Raw genomic sequence first — 26,044 nt, forward strand, 5'->3', positions numbered from 1 at the left:
TTCTCACCTACTTCAAATCATACCAATTAGAAGCATAAGCCCCATCAACTTTCAATGGAACATCCATTTGGAATGCTTCAACCATTGCTGATTTAATTAATTTCATCATTTCATCTAATTCATCTTTATAAACATCAAAAATCAATTCATCATGGACTTGTAAAATCATTTCTGATTTTAAATGTTTATCTTTCATTAATTGATTCACTTTCATCATAGCAAGTTTTAAGATATCAGCACCACTTCCTTGAATTGGTGAATTCATCGCAAAACGTCTAGCTTGTTCACGAACCATAAAATTCTTATCATTGATTGTTGGAATATATCTTTTACGATTTAAAACTGTTGACACATAACCTGTGTTTTTACAATCTTCAACAATTTGATCCATATAGACTTTGATTTCTGGATATTCTTCAAAATATCTACGAATAAATTCTTTGGCTTCTTTTAAAGAGACACCAATTTGCTGAGATAACTTAAATTCTCCCATCCCATAAATAATTCCAAAATTTACTGCCTTAGCTTGTCTACGCATATTGGCTGTTACTTCTTCATCCTTGACTTTAAAGACCAAAGCTGCTGTATGTGTATGAATATCCTTATCTTGATTAAAAGCTTCTATGAGTGATTGAACTCCTGCCAAATGAGCCAAAATACGCAATTCAATTTGTGAATAATCAAATGTGACTAGATAATCATGGCTTGGTATAAAAGCTTTACGAATCAATTTTCCTTCTTCTTGACGAACTGGAATATTTTGAAGATTTGGTTCTATAGAAGATAATCTTCCTGTTTGAGTTAGAGCTTGATTATAAATTGTATGTATTTTCCCATCTGCAAAAACTTGTTCTTGCAAACCTTTTACATATGTTGAAGATAATTTTGTTAACATACGATATTTTTGAATTAATGGAATAATAGGATGTAATCCTTCAATCTTCTCTAAAATATCTTGAGAAGTTGAATAACCCGTTTTGGTCTTTTTACCATTAGGTAAGCCTAATCGTTCAAATAAAACTTCTCCTAACTGCTTAGGTGATGAAATATTAAATTCTTTGTCTGCTAACATATATATATCTTCTTCAATTTGTTTAATCTGCTGCTCAAAATCCATTTCCATTTCTTTTAAGACATGAATATCGATTTTTGCACCAACATACTCCATATCTGCAAGAATGTAAGTCACTGGCAATTCTAGATTTTGATAAAGATCAAATTGTTCTTCATCTTTCAATCTTTGAATAGCTTCATCTTTTAAATCATATATAGCTTTGGCCTTTGAAACTGTATGCCTTGCTAATAAATCAATTTCAGGAATATGTTTTTTTGCTAATTTCCCAAATACTTCTTCTTCATATTGAACAGAATCATAATCATAATAATCACAAATAGACTTCATTTCATCTTTTAGACTTGGATTTAATATATAAGAAGCTAATTGCAAATCAAAATTCATGCCTTTTATATCAATTCCATTCCATCTCGCAGAAAGAATTTGAGCTTTGATGTTATAACTATATTTGCTATATTTTTCATCTTTTAAATAGTTCAGGAAATCTTGATCATTTAATGCATCTTCAAAAGAGATATAAAATGCTTGCTCTTTATTATACAAAGCATAACCTAATACAATAGATTTATGATAATTTTGATCATAGATTGCACCTAAGATACAACTAGCTTGAGTAATAGAAGGCATCTTCGTTACAACTTCATAATGAAGTTCAGTTTGCTTTGGTGCTTTTGATTCCATAGAAATCTTTTTTAATAATGAATTCATATCATATTTCTGATAAAAATCTTTTAACTTATCAAAATCATAACCAACATAGTGACAATCATCAAGTGTGACATCAAGAGGTATATCTTTTAAGATCGTTGCAATCTGCTTAGACTGAATACCAAGTTCAATATTCTCTCTAATCTTTTCACCCATTTTTCCTTTGATTTCTGAACAATGATCTTTTAAGTTTTCAATAGTTTGATATTCATGTAATAATTTAAGAGCTGTCTTTTCACCAACACCTGGTATTCCTGGAATATTATCAGCACTATCTCCCATTAAACCTAATAAATCTCTCATTTGATCAGGCTGCAATTCATATTTTTCATAAAATGTTTTAGGTGTAATAACGTCATCAGTCTTTGTTTTTGTATTTCTTTTATAAACATGAATATGTTCATCTACCAATTGCATCATATCCTTATCACCAGTCATGATATTCACCTGATAGCCTTGCTTTGATCCCTGAGTCGCAAGTGTACCAATAATATCATCACCTTCATATCCCTCAAGTTCACAATAAGGAATCTGATGAGCATCTAAAAATTCTCTAACAATTTCAAATTGACATTTTAATTCTTCTGGTGTTTCTTTCCTTGTTCCTTTGTATTCTTCTAAAAGATCACTTCTAAAAGTTTTCCCTTTTGCATCAAACGCAACCATAATCCCTTTTGGATTTTTTTTAATAACATTTTCTAAACGATTAGCAAACCCAAAAACTGCATTGGTTGGAATACCATCTTTGTTAACCATCAAATTTCCCATAGCTGCTGTCGCATAATACGAACTAAACAACCAATAATTTCCATCAATCAATACTAATTCTTCCATTTTATTCTATCACTCTTGCCTTATCAACAATAAAAGATAACTTATCTTTCATATCAACTTTTCCATTCATAAGACAAATGTTTCCTTTCTTTAACATCATACCTATACTCTTATATCTCGATGCAAACACAACACCATCGACACTACCTGTTTCATCAAATCCTTCAATAAAACACATTTCATCACCTTTACGATCGGTAATATTTTTAACTCTTTGTAATTGAACAACAATATTCACTGTTTGATTCACATATTCATATAATGAAGAAACATTAATATATGGTGTGTTTAACTTTTCCTTCATCAATTCAATTGGATGCATAGTTAAATAAATACCCAATACTTCTTTTTCTTTTCTCAGTTTTTCATCTTGAAAATCTTTATAAATTGTGAGTACAGGTTTTTCATCAATACCTAACATATTCTTTAAATTCCCATAATCTCTGATTGTATCTAAATTCTTTTTCATTGTATTTCGACTCAACTGAAATTCGTCTAATGCTCCTGCATCAATTAAAGATTCAATCATTTTCTTAGACAATTTCGATTCATCCATACGCATCATAAAATCATAAACATCTTCAAACAGACCATTTTTTCTTTCTTCAACAATAGCTTTATATCCAGCATATCCAACATTTTTAATCGCAAGTAATGAATAACGTATATGACCATTCTCAACCATAAAACGTGCATGTGAATAATTCACTGAAGGTGGCAAGATATCCACATGATATGTTTTACACTCTTGAATACAATGTAACTTTGTTGTCTCACTTGATAATTCATTAGAAAGAATAGAAGCAAAAAAGTATAATGGATAATTTGCTTTTAAATAAGCCAATTGATAAGCAACATAACCATAAGCAACACTATGTGCTTTTCCAAATCCATAATTGGCAAATTTTTCAATTAATTCAAATATTTCTATTGCTTTTTCTTCTCTATAACCTTTATCTATGCACCCAGCAATAAATTCCTCTTTCATTGATTGCATGAGACCAGTTTCTTTTTTTGAAACTGCCTTTCTTAGTATATCAGCTTTTCCTAGTGAAAAACCTGCCATTTTTTGGGCAACTTGCATAATTTGCTCCTGATAAATCATAACTCCATATGTAGATTTCAATATTGGTTCTAATTCCGGTAATGGATAAACAACTTTTTCCTGTAATCCTCTTCGTTTCAGATAGAGAGGTATGTTTTCCATAGGACCAGGACGAAATAATGCAATGGCTGCAACAATATCATCAAAACAATAAGGTTTCATTTTTCTTAGGAGATTTCTCATTCCTTGAGACTCTAATTGAAAAACACCAAAAGTATCAGCACGTGCAATGAGTTCATATGTTTTCTGATCATTCAAAGGCAGCTGATTTAAGAAAACTGTTTCATTTATATCTCGTTTAATATCTTTACAAATATAATCTATCATTGTTAAGTTCTTAAGACCTAAAAAATCCATTTTCAATAATCCAACTTCTTCAATATAATCTTTTGAATATTGTGACATTAAAGTCGCTGTTGGCCCTAATACTAAGGGAATAACCTCTCTTAGGGGTTGTTTGGATAAAATGACACCAGCCGCATGCGTTGAAATATTACGAGGCAAATGCTCAATAACACTTGTTGCTCCTATAATTTTTTTCAACAAAGGGTCTTGATTAATCATAGATTGAAATTGTGCTGAAGTCTTATACATAGTTGTAATTGTCTTCTTATTTTTGGGACCCGTAGGAATCATTTTCGCAATAATTTCTAGTCGAGCTAGAGGAATGCCCATGACCTTTCCCATATCTTTTATAGCAACACGTGGCCCATATGTATTAAACGTAACAATTTGAGCAACATGATCTTGACCATATTTTTCAACAACATAATGTACAACTTCGTCACGACGATCATCTTGAAAATCAATATCTATATCTGGCATGGATACACGTTCAGGATTAAGAAATCGTTCAAAAAGTAAGTCATACTTAATTGGATCAACATTAGTAATTCCTAATACATAGGCAACTAAACTCCCAGCAGCACTTCCTCTCCCAGCACCAACCTGTATCTTATTCACTTTTGCAAAACGCACATAATCCCATACAATTAAAAAGTAATCATCAAATCCCATTTGATGGATTATTTTTAATTCATACTGCAATCTTTTGACATATTGAGATGGAATCTTTTGATTTTGGAATCTTTTCTTCAATCCCATTTGACAAAGCCCTTTTAAATATTCTGATGCTTCTCCATGATGTGGAACTGGAAAAGATGGTAGATGTTTATCTTGTAAAGGGATTGTTGCCTTACAGTTTTGAACAACCTCTCTCGTTTCTGCTAATATTTCAGCATCAAAAAGCATTTTCATTTCATCTTCAGTTTTTAAATATTTCTCCTCTGTTATAGGAACATATTTACTTTCTAAAGTTAATCCTTGATTCGCAGCCTGCATTAAGTCAACTGCTAAAGCATCAGCTTTTTTTAAATATATAACCTCATTGGAACAAAGAATCTTCACACGACAATATTTTGCAAGTGAAATTATTCTTTCGTTTAATGCTTGTTGTAATTTAATATGATGATTTTGAATCATAACATAGTAGTTATCTTGAAAAATGTCTTTAAATGATTTTAAATATTTCACAGCCTCCTCTTCCATTTCCTTTGCAACCAATCTTTCAACGATTCCTTGTGCTGAACCAGAAATAATATACATATGTCCCTTATAAAGAGCCAAAGATTTTAAATCAATACATTTATCTTCATGCAAGTTAATATCACAACAAACCTTCACTAAATCAAAATAACCAATATCATCTTTAGCCAGTAAAATAAATGGATAAATCTCTCCTTCAATCATCACACTTGCTTCCATTCCAAAAATAGGTTTAATCCCATATTTTAAACATTCCTGACTAAATTCTAACGCTCCAAACATATTATTTTTATCTGTTAAAGCCAAGGCTTCTATATGCTTAGCATTTGCATCTTGGATTAAATCTTTAATTAAAATCGTACTATTTTGAAAACTATAAGCACTTAAAACCTGTAAATGTCCAAACATATATGTCGCCTCCTTTATTTCAATATTATAACAAAATTCGCCCTCATAAGATACAGTGAAACGCAAAAAGTATTAACATAATTGCAATATATAAACAAAATATCACATAGATTAACTGCAATAAATAAACAGCTTCAATACTCAAAATCCATAATCTGTAAAAATATAAACCAATCAAATAGAAATGATATTGTAATTGAATAACTCGAAACCATTTTTGATTAACAATAATTACAATACTAAGTAAAACCGCAAACAAATGAAAAGGTATATACCACTTATAACATATCAATTGTAATATCATACACGCAGCACACAACAATTGCATTTTCTTAATTCTTTGTATCATCATAAAAATCACCTATACTATGATATGAAAAAAGATAAGGAAAAATACGATTTTTTATCAAAAGAAAAAGTGAGTAACAATTACTCACATTCTTTTAAAGCTTTTGCCAATTGATCTGGACAAGATGTTGGTTTTGCACCACAACGAATTCCTTCAATACGTTGAATCGCTTCCTCCTTATCCATTCCCTCAATAAGTTTTGCAATCCCCTGTAAATTTCCTGAACACCCACCAACAAATTTAACTCCTGTGACTTTTCCATTCACAACATCAAAATCAATACGTGTTGAACATGTTCCCTTTGTTTTATAAGTATGCATTAAAATTTCCTCCTACTTCAATCGATCTTTTTCAATAACATATAGATGGTCATTATCCTTCAATCCACTAGACATTTTTATTTTTCCATCATCTAATAACCAGATAGCTTCAACACCATCCAATGAATCAATAAGTTTTAGCCCTTCATCATAACTCATTAAGAAAACTGCTGAACTCAAGAAATCAGCCAAACCACTATCAGCAGTAATAATACTTACACTTCTGAAATGAACTGCTGGATATAGTGTATCTGGATCAATCAAATGATGATATCGGACACCATTAACATCTTTATAAAATCTTTGATAATCACCACTCGTAACTATTGACTCACCTTGAACAACCAATACAGCTTCATTATCAGACTCACTATTGCTGTAATTCCCATCTTGAGGTGATTCAATGCCTACACAAAATTTTTCTTGGCAATCATTAAGATAGAAGTCTCCCTCTTTCTTTATTTTTCTTTCTCCATGACTAGCAACATTTCCACCACCACTTAAAAGGAAATTATCAACTCCCATTTTAATAAGAGCTTGTTTAACCAATTCAACCGCATAACCTTTCGCAGTTGCACCAACATCAATAGAAACATTTGCATCATCAATATACACTGTTTGTGCCTGTTTATCAATCTTTATACTGTCAAGACCAGTATGCTGATTAGCCTTCTTTAATTCTGCCTCACTTGGAACAGTACCAACGCCATTATTGCTTTCTGCTTTTTCACGATAATCATGCCAAATATTAATAACGCTTCCAAAAGCGATATTCACTTTCTTAGATATTTTTTCATATCTCTCAATACTTAACTCTAATAAATCTATTAGCGGTTTATCAACTTTTATTGCTTTTTTTCCAGCATTATCATTAATTGTTTTTACATTATTTACACCATCATAAGAATTATATTTATCAAATAATTGATTATAATAATTTAAATCTTTATCAATTAATTCACACTGTTTATCAAAGTCATCCTGATTTGTCGCATATGTAATATAGGTTGTTATTGTATCAAAAGCACCAATAAAGTTTTTTGTATAATACTCATAATTGTCTTTTTGATTCTTACATCCTGTTAATATAAATAAAGAGAACGCAAGAATTACACATATTTTTTTCTTCAATTTCATCACCGTTTCTTATTATACCAATAAATAAAAAAAACTGCGATATATTTTCGCAGTTTTTATATTTTTTATTGTAAAGCAGTTCCAGCTTCAGCAATTGCTTCTAAGAAAGCATCAATTGTAATAGTACATTTAGAAGCTAAATCAGTTCCAGTTTTTGGAGCTTTACCACCATGATAATCTTCAGTTTCAATTTTAGCAACTTCATCTAAAGTTTTACCTTTAATTGCAGCTTCAAATGCTTCAGCTTGTTCAAACCATTCTCCACCATCTTTGATTTTTCCAGCTTTTGCTGAAGTTTCTTTCATATTGTACTTACCTTTTAATTCAGATTTAGTATCAGTAACACCTTTATAAATTTGTGCAACATCAATTTTTGAATAAACAATTTTTCCATCAGCATCAGTAGCAACTAATGCAACAGTTGTATTTAATTGTTTCTTTTCAGCATCATTTGACATAACTTCACCAATACCAATTTTTGCAGCATTAGCTTCTTGAGCGTTAGTTCCAGCCTTAGCAACAGCAGCTAAGAAATCATCAATAGTAATAGTACATTTAGAAGCTAAATCAGTTCCAGTTTTTGGAGCTTTACCACCATGGTAATCTTCAGTTTCAACTTTAGCAACTTCATCCAAAGTTTTACCTTTACAGAATTCTTCGAATGCTTTTGCTTGTTCATCCCATTCTCCACCATCTTTAATTTTTCCAGCTTTAGCAGAAGTTTCTTTCATACCATAATCTGTACCACGTTCTTTTTTTGTTTTTGTAAGTGCTGATTTTTCATCTCCACCTGGTGTAGATTGTGCAACATCAATATCAATATATTGAATTTTACCATCAGCATCTAAACCAATAGCAGCCATAGTTGAATTAACTTGTCCTTCATCATTTATATTACTTACAATTCCTAAACCAACTTTCGCATATTTTGCAGCAGTATTACCTCCAGTAGGTTCATCTTTTTTTCCACATCCAACAAGTGCAGTTGCAACTAATGCTGATGCAGCTAATACTTTTACTAATTTGTTCATAAAATTCTCCTTCCCATATATCTTTTGAACTACATATATTATATATTGAAAGCGTTTATATGGCAAGAGATTTCGTTGATAAAATGCTGTCTTTTCCCCATAAATGTTACATATTTAAAAGATGTTGTGAAATTTTTCACCATTTTATCAATACTTTTCTTATTATGATAATAAAGTAAAATTTTTTTCATAATTAGAAAATAAATATCTGATATTCCCTCACTTAAGAATTCTTTATAGAAACACTCTAATAAGTTTAACTTTATTGTTTTGAAACTGTATAATGTTATTATACAATCAGTTAAACAAAGGAGGGATTTTATGAATCTCATAGATGCTATAAAAACAGTAAGACTTTTCCCTAAAGAAGAAGCTCTCATTCCATTAGAGACAAGATGGGGGAAGAATTTAGATGATCAACACGTTCTTGAAGAATATCCAAGACCACAAATGATAAGAAACAATTACATCAATCTTAATGGATATTGGGATTATGCTATAACGCCTGATAAGAGTATTCCCCCTCAATATCAAGGCAAGATATTGGTTCCATTTTCACCAGAAGCAAGTTTATCCAAAGTTAATAAACAACTTCAGCCAAACGAATATCTTTGGTACCAAAGAACACTGCCTATTTGCAAACATCGTCATAAATGCTGCTTATTACATTTTGGTGCTGTAGATCAAACAGCCTCTATCTATATTAATCAAAAAAAGGTTTTCCATCATGTTGGTGGATATCTTCCTTTCACTATTGATATTACACGATTTTTAAATGAGAATTCAAACATCTTAACAGTGCGTGTTCAAGATGTTTCCGAGACATCATATCAATCTATTGGTAAACAAAGACTCAAAAGAGGTGGAATGTATTATACAGCACAAAGTGGTATCTGGCAAACTGTATGGTTAGAGTGGGTAAGCGAGACATATATTCAAGATGTCAAAATAACACCAGATTATGACCATAATCAAATTGAAGTGAAAGTATTCCTCAATCAACCAACTCAAGAACTTATTCATTTTCAGATTAATGATGAAAATATAGTATCTATATCATCTGACCAAAACATTATTACTCAATATTTAAAAATTGATCACAAAATATCCTGGACACCTGATTCTCCTTACCTCTATAATCTTCACGTTTCCATAGTCAATGACCATGTGAAATGTTATTTTGCAATGCGTTTATATACCATCGAAAAAGACAAAGAAAATATACCTAGAATTTGTCTCAATCACCAGCCAATATTTATGAATGGTGTTCTTGACCAAGGTTATTGGCCTGATGGTCTCTATACTGCCCCTAGTGATGAAGCTCTTATTTATGATATTCAAACAATGAAAGATCTTGGTTTTAATACGATTCGCAAACATATCAAAATAGAACCTTCCCGTTGGTATTATCATTGTGATCGTCTTGGAATGATTGTTTGGCAAGATATGGTTAATGGTGGAGAGAAATATCATACTTGGTTTATCACTTGGATGCCATCTTTAATCAGCTGGACAAAAAAACATATCTCAGACAAACACAATTATCTTCTTGGTAGAAAGAATGCCATTGGAAAAGAAGAATGGATTCAAGAATGTGAACGAACCATTCAGCATCTTTCTCATTTTCCTTGCATCAGTACATGGGTGATTTTTAATGAAGGATGGGGACAATTTGAAACTGTCAAATTAACCAAATACATACATAAATTAGATCCATCAAGATTCATTGATTCAGCAAGTGGTTGGTTTGATCAAAAATGTGGTGATTTTAGAAGTGAACATCATTATTTTGATGAACCAAAAATAATTCCAGATTCCCGAGCATTTATATTATCTGAATACGGAGGATATGTTTATCAAGTCCCTCATCACATAAGTATTAAAAAGAGTTATGGTTATAAAACTTTTCTCAATCAAGAAGAATTGACTCTTGGGTATCAAAAACTATTTAAAGAAACTGTTGAACCACTTATTCAAAAAGGACTCTGTGGAGCAATTTATACACAAGTCAGTGATATTGAGGAAGAAGTCAATGGCTTACTCACCTATGATCGTGAAGTCTGTAAACTTATAAAACAAAAGTAAAAGAGAATCTCACGATTCTCTTTCATGTTTATCAACATCTTCAACACTTACAAACATACAAATAGTTCCCAATACTGAGATAATAGCTCCAATCATGAGAACTTTAGAAACACCTAAAGCATCCAATAGAACGCCACCTGCCAAACTTGCAAAGACTCCAGCGAGTGTCATTGCTCCTGTAACAAGTGCTTGTCCTTTATTCATATCATGCTTTTCAACAAGTTGACTGACATAATACACAGAGGCTGGAATGAAAACAGCATATGCTAACATTTGCATAACTTGAGCAACATAAATCATGAACATGTTCATAGCAAAATACGTAACAATATGTTTAACACTGAAGAAAATAGCAGAAATCAACATCATTTGACGACAACCTAATTTCTTTTGAAACTTTGTAAATAAAGCCATTGTAGGAAGTTCTAAAACTGCTGCCAAAAAAATAGCATTTCCCATATCAGCACTATTTCCACCAATATGATTAACCACTTGAATAAAGAAGTTATTAATCACTGAATGATCAAAAAATAATAAGACTGTAGCAACCAATAATAACATAAATGTTTTATATTTCTTCATAAATTGTCCCATAGACAATTGATCATGAACTTCTTCTTTTTCTTCATGAATAACTTCATCTTTATGTCCTGGTAGATAAAATGTATATACAAACAGTAATGCACAAAGAGATAATCCAACATAAAAGAATGGTAATAATTCAGGACTAAAAATAGCTACTATATTTCCTAAAATCAATGACATGACTGCATACGCAACAGAACCAATTCCTCTTGCTAATCCAAAATTAATATGGATTCCATTTTTCTCAAAAGCAAATGTCAATGAATTAATAAATGGCTGCATTGTTAACATTAATGTAAAAACCGTAATTGTTAAAACAACCATGACAATTGATGCTCCTGATAAAAAACTTAAAATAAGTGATAACCCAATAATAACAACCAAAATACAAGAAATAAGCATCCTTAATGATAAACGGCTTGTTTTGTCCATATATGATGCAACTGCTGGCTGTCCAAATACCGCTAATATATTGGAAATAGACAAAACAATACCAATTGTAGTATTATCAAATCCTTTATCCAATAAAAATACAGATGCATAACCAATCATGGCGCAACAAATCATCCAATAGAAGCCATGAATACATGCATAACGAATATCTAAAGATTTACTTTCCATTCTTTTCCCTCCCACAAAGTATCAATCATTTATATAAATGAAGATATATTTTTAAATGCTCTTTCATCAACATTTGACGAATGTTTACATAAACAGTATATCACTGTTTATGATTTTAAACATATAAAATTTCATAAATTGAAAAAGAAAGAGATCATATAATGACCTCTTAAAATCTATTTTCATTTTCAGCAATACACTTTTCAATACATTCTTGTACATAATGAGCAATCTCAGTGCTATTCATATCTTTATATTCATCATAGAAGATAGGTTTCAAATAATGTATTTGTGCATCTACTGGCGCAATTGTATTATTGTCAAAAACCTTATAACAATCAATTAAAGCAACTGGAACAATTGGTTTTTTAGCATCAATAACTGTTTTAAACGTTCCACCTTTAAACTCTAGCATCTGATTTTGTTGACGACATCTTGTCCCTTCAGGAAAAATAACATAATTTCGTCCTTCGCTCATTTCTTGCGTTGCCTTTTTTATAACTTTCATAGAAGCTCTTAAGTTTTCTCTATCCATAGCTTCAAACTGTAACATCTTTAAAACATTCCCTAAAACAAACACGCTCATTAATTCCTTTTTCACAATGGCTTTAAATGGCTTATCATGTGTTTCAAAAAGAATTAATGCATCAAACAACCCTTGATGATTAGGAGCAATTAAGTATCCTTGTTCAGCTGGTAAATTTTCTTGACCAAAACTATGAATTCTTACTCTTGATTTAGAGTTGATTTTACGAATCATTTTTTGTCCAAAATCAAAACGCTCTTCAAAAGTTGTCTCATCAATATGTTTATTATAAGAACGAATCTTTAATAACCATCCTGGAATACGATATAATAATCTTATAATTAAAAATAGTATTCTTTTCATTTGTGACCTCTTCGATAAACTTGAAGATTAAATGTTTCATAAGGAATCGTTTCCTGTAATTCAAAACCGTATTCATCAAAATCAGGGAAATAGGTTTCTCCAACATGTGCTCCAGGAATTCTTGAAATCAACAATTGATCTGCAAGGGGTAAAGATTGCTTATAAATAGATGCTCCTCCAGAGATAAATAAATCTTCATTCTTATCTTTATACTCTTGAATAACATCTGTTAAAGATGTTCTCACTTCTACTCGTTCATCATCAAATGGTTCAAAAGAAACAACAATTGTTTTTCTATTTGGAAGTGGTCTTCCAATAGCCATATATGTTGTATATCCCATTAAAATGGTTTTATTGATTGTTGTTGCTTTAAAATGCTTTAAATCCTCACTGTTATTCCAAGGCATACCATTAGATGATTCTTTTTTCCCAATTAATTGATTATCATCCATTGCTACAATAATACTAATCATTATACACTCACCTTCCCTACAAGTTTTCCATAACTCTGATAATTTTCAATCTTAATATCATCAATTGTAAAATCAAAAATTGATTTGACATCTTTATTTAATACCAACTGACATAATGAAAGTGGCTCTCTTGACATCTGTTCTTTAACAACATCAAAGTGATCTTTATAAATATGAGCATCACCAATCGTATGTATAAATTCCTTAGCTTCATAACCACAGACTTGTGCTAACATTGCAGTAAACAATGCATAAGAAGCAATATTAAATGGAACACCCAAAAATGTATCAGCACTTCTTTGATACAATTGACATGAAAGATATTTTTGATCATTTGATACATAGAACTGTAAGAAAGAATGACAAGGCGGTAAAGCCATCTCATCAACCTCTGCAGGATTCCATGCACAAATAATATGTCTTCTTGAATAAGGATTATTCTTTAATGAATCAACTAATTTTGAAACTTGATCAATTCCTTCATTATTAAAATTACGCCATTGTCTTCCATAAACTGGACCTAATTCACCATATTTGATAACAAACGGATCATCTGCTGATAATTCTTTTATCTTTTCTACAAATTCTTCTAATGTCTCACCATGAAAATCTTCTGATTTTTTAAATATTTCATATGGCCATTCATTCCAAATACGTACATTTCTATCTACCAAATACTTAATATTGGTATCCCCTTTAATAAACCATAATAATTCTTCAGCGATAGGTCTTAAAAACATTTTCTTTGTTGTTAAAAGAGGAAATCCTTCTCTTAAATCATATCTTGTCTGATATCCAAAAACACTTCGAGTTCCTGTTCCTGTACGATCATCTCTATCTTCACCATTTTCAAGTATATGTTTACACAATTCTAAATATTGTTTCATCATTTTCACCTCTAAAGGCTATTATATAGGATAATCTTACAAAAGTCATTATATTGAAAAGAAAAAAGAGTATTTCTACTCTTCATGATGACTACATTGAATTCTGTATCTTTCCATCATTTCCTTAAAAATCTCGCCATTTGTTGGTGGTGTATAAGTAATTGCATTAGCCCCAGCTTGAATGACTTCTTTAATTGTCTCGACGCTTGGACCTCCAGTTGCTATGATTGGAAAGTCTTTATCAATAGCTCTTAAGGCCTTAATAATTGCAACCGTATTTTTACCACCTGATACATTGATAATACTTGCTCCAGAATTCAGCATCCTTTCTTCCAACGCTTCGTCTAAAGAAACAATCGTTAAAACAATAGGAATATCGATAATCTGAGCCAACTCTTGTACAAACCTCGTCTTTGTTGGAGCATTCAAAACAACTGCTGAAGCACCATTTAATTCAGCATCCAACGCAATATTATTCACCCGTGGACCAGCAGTTGTCCCACCACCAACTCCAGCGAACACTGGCTTTTGAGCAACTTCAATAATTGATTTAGTAATTTGTAATGTTGGAGTGAAAGGATAAACCGCAATAACAGCATCTGCATTACAATTGGCAATAACTGCAACATCAGTTGAAAAGACTAATGATTTAATTCTTTTGCCATTAACATTAATTCCAGAAACATCATAAATGCATTCTGGCACTTTGACAATATGTCTTAGTTTTGATTGAATAACTGGCATTTGTTTTGCCACACACACCACCTCTTTCTTTGTTTGATATTATAATTCATTTTTATGAATGAATTGTTAAGAAATGATAAAGAGCACCTAATAAATTTGCATCATTGTGGTATTGACAAGTCAATACAACGGGTCTAATTTTTGCATGTTTAAAACGATGGAAAATAACATCTAATCTTTGATTCACTTCATCTAACAAATCATCTCTAACACTGATTCCTCCACCAATAATAATCTTTTGAGGATCATATGCATACTGTAAGTTATAAATGCCATTTGCCAAGACATAATAATACTTATCTACAGCTTTCTCATAATCACTATCTTCATGATAATGATCAAAAATGTCTCTACCATCAAGTGAAGCCACATCTACTCCTTTGGCTTTTGCAACTGCTCGAACAACTGCAACCGTTGACCCTACATCAGACCACGTTTTCATTTCTTTTGTTTCAAAATTGAAATCTGCAATCATATATCCAAATTCTCCACCATGTAAATGCTGTCCTTTATGAATACGTTTATTTTTAACAACTGCTCCACCAATACCTGTTCCACTAACAATAAAGCAGCAATCATTAACATCACTGGCAGCACCTTTCCAGACCTCAGCCAAAGCAGCACAATTGGCATCATTTTCCATTTCCACACGTACTTGTAAACGTTTTTCTAACTCTTCTTTTATATTTGGACCATGAATATAATCTAATGCACTTGATCCTCCAATAATACCTGTTTCACTATCAACTGCACCAGGCAAACTGAGAGCCAATCCTTTTACACCCTCATATTCATGAAATGTATCTTCTATGATTTGATAAAAAGCGTCTAATGTTTTTGGCGTCTTCTTTGAATCTGATTCCAAAATTTCTCCTTCTTCAGTTAATAAACCAATCTTTAATGCTGTACCACCTACATCTATTGCCAAATAATTCTCCATGTTTTTCACCTCACATTCATTATAAAGAAAAACTTCGCAGAAAAAAAGAGAATATGAACATTTTTTATTTCTCTTCTCTATGAATCCAATATCTTTGTTTTATTTGCCCATTTCATGTGACTTGATTTTCTAGAATTCCATCATTATTTATAATCGTTTTAGTAGAACCATTGTTGTCTTAATCACATTAACCAATACATCATGTAGATTCACAATTCAACACATTTTCTACAATCCTCTAATGAATTGTTTCTTTTTTGCCGTTATTCCGATTATTTTTTAACTATTTATCAAAAAAATCAGTAAACTGTAGGCTAGCAGTTCCATCCATACTATCTCCCGCCTCCATAAACTCCTGTTTATATGCAAGAAATTATTGTTGATAACTTTTTTTATTGTTACTCATTTGAGTCTCATAAAATTTTTTTCCTTTTCAATAAGATTACAAAATCCGACACAAAAAGTCCATAACTTTATGGTATGATATAAGCAGATGGTAAAGACCTCATATTTATCATCTACAATTCAATCCTTTTCCTCTATATCAAAGGAACATAGGTGCAAGAACCTCATCTTGCACCTATTTGTTTTCTTTGATTATTTTTATGATCTTTTCAACAACATCTTCCAACGAAGATGTATTTTGAATATGACAGTTACAGACATCAAGATATCTTTGATGTCTTTCTTTATATAACTGATAAAGTTTATCAGGTCCATCTTTTAGTAAAGGTCGTGCTGCTATTTCAACATCACTTAAAATCAACTCTACTGGACGATCAATATAAATAATAATCCCATTTCTTTGTAAAGCTTCTATATTCTTTGGATTCTTAATAACGCCACCACCAGTAGATATAATATAATTTTCTAATAATCCTACTTCTTGACAACAGATTGTTTCTCTTTCTCTAAAATAATCTTCAGAAATATCAAACATTTCAGGAATTGTCATATCATATTTATCAACCAAATATTCATCAATATCAATAAGAGGTCTTGAAAGTTCTTTTGAAAGAAGATTTGAGATTGTCGTTTTTCCACAACCCATCATTCCAATTAAAACAATATTTTCCATATATTCTCCTACTTTTTAGCATAGTTGCCAAGCACTCTTAAAGTAATTGTATGAGTTTTCATATCTTCCAATGCTAAAATAATATTTTGATTTTCTAAATTTCCTTCAAAATCCACATAGAAATAATATTCCCAAGGTGTTGCCTTTAAAGGTCTTGATTCAATTCTTAACATATTAATATGATGGTCATTAATCACTTTCATAACTTGATAAAGCGATCCCACTTCATGTTTTAAAGTAAAAACAATACTCACATGCGATACATCTTTTGATGTTTCTAAATGCTTTCCAAAGATAATAAAACGTGTTGAATTCGTTTTGAGATTCTGAATATTCTCTTGTAATATTTCTAAACCATAGAGTTGGGCAGCTTTGTCAGAAGCAATTGCAGCTTTGGTTGGATCTTTTTCATTAGCAACATATTGAGCAGCTAAAGATGTATTTGCATACTCTCTTTGTTTCATCCAAGCGTGCTCAGATAAAAACTGGCGACTTTGTAGTAATCCTTGAGGATGTGAATAGACTTCTCTTAAATCTTCAAGAGAACTTCCTGGTAAACCTAATAAATGTTGGGATATAGAAAGACTCTGTTCTCCAACAATAAAGAAACCATAATCTCTAATTGCATCATAATTATCATTAATTGCACCGGTTGATGAATTTTCTAATGGGACAACCCCATAATCAATTTCATCATTTTTAAGCGCTTCAAATACTTCATCAAAATGCTCATAGTTTTTTCTTTTTGTTTCACTACCAAAATAAGCATCAAGTGCACTTTCAGAAAAAGAGCCTGTCACTCCTGGATACCCAACAACAATATTTTCATAACGTGCAGGAATCAGTTGATAGATATTTTGAGGTGGAATAAATGAAGCTTGATAAGATTTTGAAATATTCATCATATCCTGAATAAATGTTTTTGCATAATCCTTTAAGTCATCATTATGAATACGCTTCGTATTTTTTTCAATCACTTGTAATTCTCGATGTGATTGAAAGATTTCCATATTATGTGCTAATTTATACGTAATCACATCTTTAGCAACATTCATTCTTTTTTCAAATAAAGCAATCATCTGCTGATCAATTTCATCAATTTCCTTGCGACATGTTTCTAAATCTTTCATATATCTTTCATCATATCCAAAATCCCTAATGCTGCCATTGATTCAACGACAACAACCGCTCTAGGAACAATACATGGATCATGCCTTCCTATAATTTCTAATTCTGTATTTTCTTTTGTTTTAATATTCACTGTTTGTTGAACTTGAGAAATTGATGGTGTTGGCTTTATCCCAACTCTAAAGATAATTGGCATCCCATTACTGATTCCGCCTGTAATACCTCCATTATGATTGGTTTTTGTTTTCACTTTCTCATCATCATAATAATAACAATCATTCGCTTCATGTCCATACAACTCTGTGATTTTTTCACCTAATCCAAAACTTACACTTTTTACTGCTGGTATACTAAATAGCAAAGGTGATAAATGTGACTCAATTGAATCAAAGAACGGATTACCAATTCCTGCAGGGACATTTAAAATAGCACATTCTATCATTCCCCCAACTGAATCACAATTTATTCTAGCCTCTTCTATCGTTGCCTGCATTTTTTCAAAAACATGAGAATTTAAGGTTGGATATTGTTGTTGTAACATATTCTCAATATCCTGTGAAGAAATATCAACACCAAAAGAATCATCATAAACATCTTTAATACTTTGAATATGTGCCCCAATCACAATTCCTTTTTGTTTTAATATTTGTTTTGCAACACTACCTGCAAAAACAATCGGTGCTGTTATTCTTCCTGAAAAATGTCCACCACCTCTGACATCATTAAATCCTTTATACTTAATATAAGCTGGATAATCACTATGTCCTGGACGCATACATTCTTGCAGTAAGGAATAATCTTTTGAATGCTGGTCACTATTATAAATCATTGCACATAGAGGTGCTCCTGTTGTGACGTCCCCCATGAGTCCACTCATAATTTGGACTTCATCTTTTTCTTTTCTTGGTGTAGACATGATATTTAGACCTGGTGCACGACGTTTCATCTGACGTCGAATATCAACCATATCTAATTGAATACCCGCAGGTAAATTTCCTATCACAATTCCTATAGCCTGCCCATGGCTTTCACCAAAAATAGATAATTCTATATTAGTCCCCCATGAAGAACTCATCATACACACCTCCTAACATTTCAAAATGTTCCCAAAAACTAGGATAAGATTTTTCAACACAATCTTTATTATCAATAACAACTTGATGATGACAAACTGTTGAAGCTATCGCTTCCATCATTGCCATACGATGGTCATTATATGAAGAAACTTTCCCACCTTGAAGTGTTTTCACACCTTCAATAATCATCGCATTTTCTTCTTCCTTTGCTATACCACCTAACTGATTAATAACTTCTACAGTTGCTGATAAACGGTCACATTCTTTAATGCGTAAACGTCCAATATTTTCAATATGTGTCACACCTTCACTCAGTGCACATGCTAAGGCAATAACAGGAATAATGTCAGGACATTGTGAACCATCAATTGTTGTTGCAGTCAAAATACCAGGATATATTTGATATCCATCATTTTTAGCTATTAATTGGCATCCCATTCTTTCTAAGATATCAATAGCCTCTTTATCTCCCTGATGTGTTGATAAATTCAACCCTTCTAATACAACATCATTACCTAAAGCTCCCGCCACAAGATAAAATGCTGCCTGAGAAAAATCAGCTTCTACATAATAATCACATGGTTGATATATTTGTCCTCCATGAATGATAAATTCTTGATAATTTTTATTTTCAATATGCACTCCATATTGTTCTAACATCTGCAATGTTAAATCAATATAACCTTTAGATTCTAAAGGTGATGTTATCATTATTTTTGAATTACCATCCAACAATGGTAAGGCAAATAACAAACCACTAATAAATTGAGAAGACACATCACCTGGAATTTCAAATTCACCTGCTTTTAATCGTCCTTTAATATATAAATCCAAGACATCCTCTTGATATAAATAACCAATATTTTGTTGATCAAATATTTTATAGTATACATCTAATGGTCGTTTGCCTAAACGTCCTTGCCCTGTAAAATGAACATTGGCTTCACAAACAATGGAAATAGGAACCATAAACCTTAATGTCGATCCTGATTCATGACAATCAATATCACACATATTTCTCATAAAAGTCGTTGTTCCATCAATTTCTAAATAATCATCATATTGAAAAATCATTGTTCCTAATGCCTTCATAGCTGAAATTGTTGCTTCAATATCCTTTGAATATTCAATATGACGAATAATGCTTTTTCCTCTCGCAAGTGATGCACAGATAATGGCACGATGAGCCATGCTTTTAGAAGGAGGGACATTCACTTTTCCTTTTAATTTTTTTGGTGTTATTGTCATTGCCATTTTAAACCTCCTCAACTTCATCAATAAATGTCAAATCACTTGGATAAATATATGATTGTCCTATAGCATGTAATAAAACATAAGATAATTTTTTATAAATATTCTTTTTATCTACTGCCATAGCTTGTTTTAAATCAGATGTTTTCAAATGCGAAACAGTTGGTAATTGATAAATCTTTAAAACATCACAGATTTGATCAGCAGTTCCTACTTTTGTCAGACCTTTTGCTTCAGCAATGCGTGTTAATTGTACCATTCCAATACTAATTGCCTCACCATGAGAATACTTTTCATAATGGTAGTATTGTTCAATAGCATGTCCTAAAGTATGACCAAAATTTAATGCTAATCGATCGTTAAAATCAAATAAATCTTTTTCCACAACATCTCTTTTTAAATCAACACAACGATAGATAATCTCATCAATATCCTGATACAATTCATCAAATGATGTATAACAAGCGAGTTGCTGAAATAAGTCTGCATCAAAGATACATCCATATTTAATCACTTCACCCATTCCATCACTAATAAATCTTTTCTCTAATGTTTTTAATGTCAATGGATCAATTAAAACAAGACTTGGATGTTTAAAAGCTCCAACTAAATTTTTACCTGCTGGCAAATCAACTGCAACTTTTCCCCCAACACTTGAATCAACTTGTGCTAATAGTGAAGTTGGGATTTGAACAAACTTCACTCCACGCAAGAATGTACTTGCGACAAAGCCTGCCAAATCTCCAATAACACCGCCACCTAAGGCAATAATTAAATCAGTACGTGTCAATTGAAATGAAAGCAATTCATTATAAAGTTCAGGCAAAATATCAAATCTTTTTGACTGTTCTCCATGAGGAACAACAATGTGCCCAACTTCATATTCTTTTTTTAACTGTGTTTCTATCTTTTCGCCATAATATGAAAACACTTGATTATCAGAAATAATCATAATCTTATTTCCTTGAAATATAGGTTTGATATAACCCAAAACCTCATCTAACAATCCTTGTTGTATATAAATAGGATAACTGTCTTTACCTAAATTCACTTTCATTTCCATAGTCTCACTCCTAAACTTCTTTACCTACTATTTTACCAATTTCTTTGATTTGTTCAATCAATTGTGTATACTTTTCTGGTTTTAATGATTGTGGTCCATCACACAAGGCTGTCTCTGGACTATTATGCACTTCTATCATTAATCCATCACATCCTGCTGCCACTGCTGCTTTTGCCATAGGTTCCACTAGCCACCATTTTCCTCCTGCATGTGATGGATCTATGATGATTGGTAAATGTGTTAACTTCTTAATCACTGGTATCGCTTGTAAATCCAATGTGTTTCTTGTATATGTCTCAAATGTTCTCACTCCTCTTTCACATAGGATGACATTTGGATTCCCACTTGCCATGATATATTCTGCACTCATGACCCATTCTTCAAATGTTGCACTTAACCCTCTTTTTAACAAGATTGGTTTTGTACATCTTCTTCCAACTTCTTTTAACAGGTCAAAGTTCTGCATGTTTCTTGCTCCTATTTGAACAAGATCTACTTTTGCATTGAATTCATCTATATACTCTGCACTCATTAATTCTGAAACAATCGGTAATCCTGTCACTTCTTTTGCTGCAACAAGGATATCCAAGCCTTCTGTTCCCATTCCCTGGAATGCATATGGTGATGTTCTTGGCTTGAATGCACCACCTCTTAGCATATTGGCTCCTGCTGCTTTTGCTGCCTTAGCAATCTCAATGACTTGTTCTTTTGATTCAACTGAACAAGGTCCAGCAATTAATGCCAAGTGGTCTCCTCCCACTTTGACACCACTCACATCAATAATAGAGTCATCTGGATGGAATGCTCGATTCGCTAACTTATAAGGTTCACTCACATGCATAACTCTTTCTACAACTGATGAAACTTCGATTTGTTTAGGATCCACTTTTGTTGTATCTCCAATAACACCACAAATTGTTACATCCTCCCCCACGACAATATGTGTTGTTAATCCTTTTGCTTCAACAACAGAAGCAACCTTTCTAACATCCTCTTCACTTGTTTTTGGTTTGAATACAATAATCATTTTCTTTTTCTCCTTTTCTTTTTATCCCCTACTGTATAAATAAAAAATCCCTCATCCATAAGGACGAGAGATACATCTTTCGTGTTACCACCTTAGTTTGCTTATCTATTACTAAATAAACCTTATCAAGTACGCCTAACCTTTAGGTTCATACTCTCATGCTATAACGGGCATTCCCGGACTAAGCCTACTTTGTTCAGCCGTCTACTCCAAGATGAATTCAATTACATTCCCTCACTCTTTTTCACCAACCAAGAGTTCTCTACGCAAGTTCAATAATCTACTCTTTCTTTTCACTGTATTTATATCAGTAGTTTTGTTGTTAGTATTTTATGCGATATCTCCTCATTTGTCAATGGCTTTTACCTAAAATATAAATATTTTATATATTTTTCCATATATTCGAAAAATGAATTATGATTTTCCATGATTTCAATCATAACATTGATAATAAATATGAGAAAGTATAGTTTTCTTAAATAATGGATTTTGTTTAAAGACTTCCATTTTCATTTGATAACAAACAAGTTCAAATAATCTATCATAACTTATTGATGGATAATCATTAATCATCCTTTGAACACATTCATCAATGGATTCAATCAGATGAATAGCATCTCTGATTTTTTCTTTTCCCATTTCCTGTTGATAAACAACATCCCATGCCGGACAATAATAATCTATAGATTGAATATTTAATAACGTATTTAAAGTTTTTAGGGTTTGATAAACATGAGTATAAATAGGAATATCTCCAACAACAGGAATAGCATCACCAGTAAATAAAATTTGATAATTGAATAAAAAAGAAAGGGACCCATGAGAATGACCAGGTGTCAATATAATCTTCATTGATAAATAGTCTTCCAACATTATTTCTGTTTCTCTTTCAATAGCCATATCAACATGAACTGAATTTTGTAAAAGATGATAAAAACGAGGAATTGGTCTATCTGCAAACTGTTTATCAACATTTTCAAACCACTCTTTTTCAAGATAACTTGCATATATAGGACAACCACTTCTCTTTTGTAATGCATAGGCACTTCCCATATGATCAGGATGAGCATGTGTCAAAAAGATACCATGAATATCTTCTATCTGATAACCCAATTGATGAAGATAATCTTCAATGAGCTTTTCTGAACCATGAATACCTGTATCTATTAAGTAACAATATTTTCCAGTTAAAATATAAACATAAACATATCTCTCTATTTCAGGTGTTACATAAAAATAAATCTTCAGCTGATAAACCCCATTACATATCTTCATCTTCCATCCCTCCAATAATCAGAGCATGACTTTCTACACTTTGTTCACGCTTAGAACTGATTTCTAAATATTCACTAGAATGGAAACATTTCTCTAGTGTTTCCTTGTTAGGAAAACGAATGAGAATCATTCTATCTGGTTTCCATGCACAACTTAATGAAATCAAATTCTCACTTCGTATCAGATATTTACCACCATAACTTTCAACAATAGGTTTAACATCATGTATATACTCATCATATAATACTCTTTTTTGTTGATCTGAACAAAAAACTTGAACCAAAAAATAACAACTCATTTTTCTCCTCCTTATACGCAAGTAAACACTTGCATTCTTATCAAAAAAGAAATGACACAAAAGTGTCATACCTTTTGAATTCCTTTAACAAAAACCTTAATACTATTTTGAATATATTCATCTGAACTCAGAGTTGTGAGACGCTCTCCAAAAGATCCTTTAAAAAATACAAATCCAAAATTTATAGATAGAAAACTAATCGCTAATGATTCAATGTCTTGTTGAATCACTTTATCTAATTTCTGCATTTCTTCAAAATATTGCATAAGAATATCTTTAAAAACCTGTGGTACCTTCATAATCCCTTCAACAGTATCTTGATATAATTCTGGACTTCTGAGTCCAATAGAAACTTTTACAAATTGAGGGGTAACTTTTTGCATATAAACTGATGAGAAATGCAGAAGATCCCTATAAAGATCCCCTGTTATTGGATAGAAATCATCTGATGAAAGATGAGGATGCCAATTTTCTTGCATAGCACTTAAAACAATCTCTTTTTTACTTCCAAACTTTCTAAATAATGTACTCTCATTAACATGTGCATATTCAGCAATTTCTTTTGTTGTCATTGAAGCATATCCTTTTTCCATCACAAGATGCATTGTTGCATCAATAATCTTTTGCCTCGTTTTATCCATACGCCCTCCTTTGCAAGTATTCACTTGCATATATTATGATACATTTGTGAGAATATGTCAAGATATAGAAAAGGTGCTGATCTATGAAATCAACACCTTTATTCCTATTTATAAGATTTTTGCAAGATATTTAAAACATCATTATCACTTACTTCAATAGGATCAGAGTCAAAGAGTCCTCCCATTGTTTCTCTTGCACTTTGTACAAATCGAGGTAAATCATCATAAGTCATACCATAGTCACTCATCTTGATACCGTCAACACCACAATGTGCCTGTAAATTAACAAGGGCATATACAAAATCTTGTGGTTTTTTTGCATCTTTATTTCCCAATGCTTTAGCCATATCAATTATACGTTGGTCACAGGCATGTTTCTCTATAAGCATTGTATAATATTCTTTACTAATGCTAATAAGAGCAGCACCATGTTCAAAGTTTGGAACATAGCCACTCATAGCATGAGCAATACTATGTTCAGAAATACATCCAGAAATAGATTCTACCATTCCTGCCAAGGTATTTGCTAAAGCAACATCTTCTCTTGCCTTTATGTTCTTCCCATCTTTAACAACAATTTCTAAACTTTTGCCAATCAATTCAATGGATTTAAGTGCATACATATCACTGATGGGATTATGAGCTTTATTAAGATATCCTTCACAACTATGAAACAGTGCATCAAAACCTTGATAAGCAGTTAATAGTGATGGCACAGTTAACATAAGTTCAGGGTCAACAATAGAAAGAAATGGGAATGTTTTATCATAACCTGAACCAATCTTTTCACCTGTCTCTTCTTTTGTTGTGACAGTCCATGGATCTGCCTCAGTACCTGTTCCTGCAGTTGTTGTAATAGCAACAATTGGCAGTGGGTCATGAACAACTTCTTTCCCTAGACCAGTTCCACCATGGACATAATCCCAATAGTCTCCATCATTTGTTGCCATAATAGCAATTGCTTTGGCTGCATCTATAGCACTTCCACCTCCTAATCCAATAATAAAATTGACATGCTCATCTTTAGCAAGTCGTCCACCTTCATTAACATGACTCTTGATTGGATTTGGCAGAATTTTATCAAAAAGAAGATATTCAATATTTTGTTTTTCTAACTGTTCAATGACTCGATCAAGATAACCATATTTTTTAACTGATTGTCCATGAGTTGTGACAATCATTGCCTTCTTGCCAGGTAATTCTTGGTCTCCTAACTGTTGAAGTGAGCCAGTCCCAAATAATATACGGGTTGGAATATAATATTTAAAATTCATCATGTAACCTCCTTTTTATATTTTTATCATTATATACTTTTGCCTTCTTTTTGACAATCAATATAATGTTAATTTTTGCTATAACTTTCCCTCCAAATATATATTCAACTTAATATTTTATTTAATCTTTTTTACTCATCATAAAATCCTCCCTATGGTATTTCATTCTACCATTGGAAGGATAATTTATACAAAAT

The 26,044-nt window shown here is 31.8% G+C and carries 23 protein-coding genes and 1 other annotated feature; of the genes, 1 reads left to right on the top strand and 22 read right to left on the bottom strand.

Features of this window, described 5'->3' with window-relative positions; all coding sequences use genetic code 11:
* Positions 1 to 7: 7 nt before the first annotated feature.
* The 6 genes from polA to GQF29_RS03155 all read right to left on the bottom strand — a co-directional run bounded on the left by polA (position 8) and on the right by GQF29_RS03155 (position 8,512).
* Positions 8 to 2,617 carry a DNA polymerase I gene (gene polA / locus GQF29_RS03130; protein WP_008788238.1) on the bottom strand — a complete coding sequence of 870 codons (2,610 nt, stop codon included), beginning with the start codon at positions 2,615 to 2,617 and terminating at the stop codon, positions 8 to 10.
* Between the two features lies 1 nt (position 2,618).
* The gene (gene dnaE / locus GQF29_RS03135) at positions 2,619 to 5,675 is read right to left on the bottom strand and encodes a DNA polymerase III subunit alpha (RefSeq protein WP_008788237.1); all 3,057 of its coding nucleotides are present in this window, start codon (positions 5,673 to 5,675) and stop codon (positions 2,619 to 2,621) included.
* Between the two features lie 43 nt (positions 5,676 to 5,718).
* Entirely contained in the window at positions 5,719 to 6,027 is a 309-nt protein-coding gene (locus GQF29_RS03140) for a hypothetical protein (RefSeq protein WP_008788236.1), read from the bottom strand.
* 77 nt (positions 6,028 to 6,104) lie between these two features.
* A complete protein-coding gene (locus tag GQF29_RS03145) occupies positions 6,105 to 6,344 on the bottom strand; it encodes a TIGR03905 family TSCPD domain-containing protein (protein WP_008788235.1) in 240 nt (79 codons plus the stop codon).
* Between the two features lie 12 nt (positions 6,345 to 6,356).
* Positions 6,357 to 7,481, bottom strand: a complete 1,125-nt coding sequence (locus tag GQF29_RS03150; protein ID WP_008788234.1) for an FAD:protein FMN transferase — start codon at positions 7,479 to 7,481, stop codon at positions 6,357 to 6,359.
* A 65-nt stretch (positions 7,482 to 7,546) separates the two neighbouring features.
* Positions 7,547 to 8,512: a hypothetical protein gene (locus GQF29_RS03155; protein ID WP_008788233.1), complete on the bottom strand. Its 966-nt coding sequence runs from the start codon at positions 8,510 to 8,512 to the stop codon at positions 7,547 to 7,549.
* Positions 8,513 to 8,833: 321 nt separating this feature from the next.
* Here GQF29_RS03155 and GQF29_RS03160 point away from each other — a divergent pair, with 321 nt between their 5' ends.
* On the top strand, positions 8,834 to 10,597 hold the full coding sequence (locus tag GQF29_RS03160) for a glycoside hydrolase family 2 protein (RefSeq protein ID WP_008788232.1): 1,764 nt from the start codon (positions 8,834 to 8,836) through the stop codon (positions 10,595 to 10,597).
* A 9-nt stretch (positions 10,598 to 10,606) separates the two neighbouring features.
* Here GQF29_RS03160 and GQF29_RS03165 read toward each other — a convergent pair whose 3' ends face one another.
* The 16 genes from GQF29_RS03165 to GQF29_RS03240 all read right to left on the bottom strand — a co-directional run bounded on the left by GQF29_RS03165 (position 10,607) and on the right by GQF29_RS03240 (position 25,847).
* Positions 10,607 to 11,803, bottom strand: coding sequence for an MFS transporter (locus GQF29_RS03165; RefSeq protein WP_008788231.1), 1,197 nt, complete (start codon positions 11,801 to 11,803; stop codon positions 10,607 to 10,609).
* A gap of 169 nt (positions 11,804 to 11,972) precedes the next feature.
* Positions 11,973 to 12,692 (bottom strand): lysophospholipid acyltransferase family protein, encoded by a 720-nt coding sequence (locus GQF29_RS03170; RefSeq protein ID WP_008788230.1) that lies wholly within the window; start codon positions 12,690 to 12,692, stop codon positions 11,973 to 11,975.
* The gene (locus tag GQF29_RS03175) at positions 12,689 to 13,165 is read right to left on the bottom strand and encodes a dihydrofolate reductase (RefSeq protein WP_008788229.1); all 477 of its coding nucleotides are present in this window, start codon (positions 13,163 to 13,165) and stop codon (positions 12,689 to 12,691) included. The genes GQF29_RS03170 and GQF29_RS03175 overlap by 4 nt, the downstream gene beginning before the upstream one ends.
* On the bottom strand, positions 13,165 to 14,052 hold the full coding sequence (thyA, locus tag GQF29_RS03180) for a thymidylate synthase (RefSeq protein WP_008788228.1): 888 nt from the start codon (positions 14,050 to 14,052) through the stop codon (positions 13,165 to 13,167). Before thyA ends, GQF29_RS03175 begins: the two co-directional genes overlap by 1 nt.
* 75 nt (positions 14,053 to 14,127) lie before the next feature.
* The gene (locus GQF29_RS03185; protein WP_008788227.1) at positions 14,128 to 14,808 is read right to left on the bottom strand and encodes a beta/alpha barrel domain-containing protein; all 681 of its coding nucleotides are present in this window, start codon (positions 14,806 to 14,808) and stop codon (positions 14,128 to 14,130) included.
* Between the two features lie 40 nt (positions 14,809 to 14,848).
* On the bottom strand, positions 14,849 to 15,736 hold the full coding sequence (locus tag GQF29_RS03190; RefSeq protein WP_008788226.1) for an ROK family protein: 888 nt from the start codon (positions 15,734 to 15,736) through the stop codon (positions 14,849 to 14,851).
* Positions 15,737 to 16,316: 580 nt separating this feature from the next.
* Entirely contained in the window at positions 16,317 to 16,814 is a 498-nt protein-coding gene (locus tag GQF29_RS03195) for a shikimate kinase (protein ID WP_008788225.1), read from the bottom strand.
* Positions 16,815 to 16,822: 8 nt separating this feature from the next.
* Entirely contained in the window at positions 16,823 to 17,944 is a 1,122-nt protein-coding gene (gene pheA, locus GQF29_RS03200; protein WP_008788224.1) for a prephenate dehydratase, read from the bottom strand.
* On the bottom strand, positions 17,941 to 19,017 hold the full coding sequence (gene aroC / locus GQF29_RS03205) for a chorismate synthase (RefSeq protein ID WP_008788223.1): 1,077 nt from the start codon (positions 19,015 to 19,017) through the stop codon (positions 17,941 to 17,943). Before aroC ends, pheA begins: the two co-directional genes overlap by 4 nt.
* Positions 18,995 to 20,272, bottom strand: a complete 1,278-nt coding sequence (gene aroA, locus GQF29_RS03210; protein ID WP_008788222.1) for a 3-phosphoshikimate 1-carboxyvinyltransferase — start codon at positions 20,270 to 20,272, stop codon at positions 18,995 to 18,997. Before aroA ends, aroC begins: the two co-directional genes overlap by 23 nt.
* Before the next feature lies 1 nt (position 20,273).
* Positions 20,274 to 21,332, bottom strand: a complete 1,059-nt coding sequence (gene aroB, locus GQF29_RS03215; protein WP_008788221.1) for a 3-dehydroquinate synthase — start codon at positions 21,330 to 21,332, stop codon at positions 20,274 to 20,276.
* Between the two features lie 10 nt (positions 21,333 to 21,342).
* Complete coding sequence (gene aroF, locus GQF29_RS03220; RefSeq protein WP_017144146.1) at positions 21,343 to 22,359, bottom strand: 3-deoxy-7-phosphoheptulonate synthase; 1,017 nt, start codon at positions 22,357 to 22,359, stop codon at positions 21,343 to 21,345.
* 56 nt (positions 22,360 to 22,415) lie between these two features.
* Positions 22,416 to 22,665 (bottom strand) — a binding site (T-box leader).
* Positions 22,666 to 22,791: 126 nt separating this feature from the next.
* The gene (locus tag GQF29_RS03225; protein WP_008788218.1) at positions 22,792 to 23,634 is read right to left on the bottom strand and encodes an MBL fold metallo-hydrolase; all 843 of its coding nucleotides are present in this window, start codon (positions 23,632 to 23,634) and stop codon (positions 22,792 to 22,794) included.
* A complete protein-coding gene (locus GQF29_RS03230) occupies positions 23,621 to 23,932 on the bottom strand; it encodes a DUF1330 domain-containing protein (protein WP_008788217.1) in 312 nt (103 codons plus the stop codon). Before GQF29_RS03230 ends, GQF29_RS03225 begins: the two co-directional genes overlap by 14 nt.
* Before the next feature lie 65 nt (positions 23,933 to 23,997).
* Complete coding sequence (locus tag GQF29_RS03235; RefSeq protein ID WP_008788216.1) at positions 23,998 to 24,573, bottom strand: TetR/AcrR family transcriptional regulator; 576 nt, start codon at positions 24,571 to 24,573, stop codon at positions 23,998 to 24,000.
* 104 nt (positions 24,574 to 24,677) lie between these two features.
* Entirely contained in the window at positions 24,678 to 25,847 is a 1,170-nt protein-coding gene (locus tag GQF29_RS03240; RefSeq protein WP_017144145.1) for an iron-containing alcohol dehydrogenase, read from the bottom strand.
* Positions 25,848 to 26,044: the final 197 nt, after the last annotated feature.

Origin of the sequence: Coprobacillus cateniformis (genome assembly GCF_009767585.1) — a bacterium.
GTDB classification, from domain to species: domain Bacteria; phylum Bacillota_I; class Bacilli_A; order Erysipelotrichales; family Coprobacillaceae; genus Coprobacillus; species Coprobacillus cateniformis.

Excerpts from the sequence above, each read along its gene's own strand:
- thyA (WP_008788228.1), bottom strand. The coding sequence starts at position 14,052 with ATGAAACAATATTTAGAATTGTGTAAACATATACTTGAAAATGGTGAA.
- GQF29_RS03165 (WP_008788231.1), bottom strand. The coding sequence starts at position 11,803 with ATGGAAAGTAAATCTTTAGATATTCGTTATGCATGTATTCATGGCTTC.
- GQF29_RS03230 (WP_008788217.1), bottom strand. The coding sequence starts at position 23,932 with ATGAGTTGTTATTTTTTGGTTCAAGTTTTTTGTTCAGATCAACAAAAA.
- GQF29_RS03175 (WP_008788229.1), bottom strand. The coding sequence starts at position 13,165 with ATGATTAGTATTATTGTAGCAATGGATGATAATCAATTAATTGGGAAA.
- pheA (WP_008788224.1), bottom strand. The coding sequence starts at position 17,944 with ATGAAAGATTTAGAAACATGTCGCAAGGAAATTGATGAAATTGATCAG.
- GQF29_RS03235 (WP_008788216.1), bottom strand. The coding sequence starts at position 24,573 with ATGGATAAAACGAGGCAAAAGATTATTGATGCAACAATGCATCTTGTG.
- aroC (WP_008788223.1), bottom strand. The coding sequence starts at position 19,017 with ATGAGTTCTTCATGGGGGACTAATATAGAATTATCTATTTTTGGTGAA.
- GQF29_RS03155 (WP_008788233.1), bottom strand. The coding sequence starts at position 8,512 with ATGAACAAATTAGTAAAAGTATTAGCTGCATCAGCATTAGTTGCAACT.
- GQF29_RS03170 (WP_008788230.1), bottom strand. The coding sequence starts at position 12,692 with ATGAAAAGAATACTATTTTTAATTATAAGATTATTATATCGTATTCCA.
- GQF29_RS03240 (WP_017144145.1), bottom strand. The coding sequence starts at position 25,847 with ATGAATTTTAAATATTATATTCCAACCCGTATATTATTTGGGACTGGC.
- GQF29_RS03190 (WP_008788226.1), bottom strand. The coding sequence starts at position 15,736 with ATGGAGAATTATTTGGCAATAGATGTAGGTGGTACAGCATTAAAGATT.
- aroF (WP_017144146.1), bottom strand. The coding sequence starts at position 22,359 with ATGATTATTGTATTCAAACCAAAAACAAGTGAAGAGGATGTTAGAAAG.
- GQF29_RS03195 (WP_008788225.1), bottom strand. The coding sequence starts at position 16,814 with ATGGAAAATATTGTTTTAATTGGAATGATGGGTTGTGGAAAAACGACA.
- aroB (WP_008788221.1), bottom strand. The coding sequence starts at position 21,332 with ATGGAAATGAAAGTGAATTTAGGTAAAGACAGTTATCCTATTTATATA.
- GQF29_RS03145 (WP_008788235.1), bottom strand. The coding sequence starts at position 6,344 with ATGCATACTTATAAAACAAAGGGAACATGTTCAACACGTATTGATTTT.
- GQF29_RS03225 (WP_008788218.1), bottom strand. The coding sequence starts at position 23,634 with ATGAAGATATGTAATGGGGTTTATCAGCTGAAGATTTATTTTTATGTA.
- GQF29_RS03150 (WP_008788234.1), bottom strand. The coding sequence starts at position 7,481 with ATGAAATTGAAGAAAAAAATATGTGTAATTCTTGCGTTCTCTTTATTT.
- GQF29_RS03140 (WP_008788236.1), bottom strand. The coding sequence starts at position 6,027 with ATGATGATACAAAGAATTAAGAAAATGCAATTGTTGTGTGCTGCGTGT.
- polA (WP_008788238.1), bottom strand. The coding sequence starts at position 2,617 with ATGGAAGAATTAGTATTGATTGATGGAAATTATTGGTTGTTTAGTTCG.
- aroA (WP_008788222.1), bottom strand. The coding sequence starts at position 20,272 with ATGGCAATGACAATAACACCAAAAAAATTAAAAGGAAAAGTGAATGTC.
- dnaE (WP_008788237.1), bottom strand. The coding sequence starts at position 5,675 with ATGTTTGGACATTTACAGGTTTTAAGTGCTTATAGTTTTCAAAATAGT.
- GQF29_RS03160 (WP_008788232.1), top strand. The coding sequence starts at position 8,834 with ATGAATCTCATAGATGCTATAAAAACAGTAAGACTTTTCCCTAAAGAA.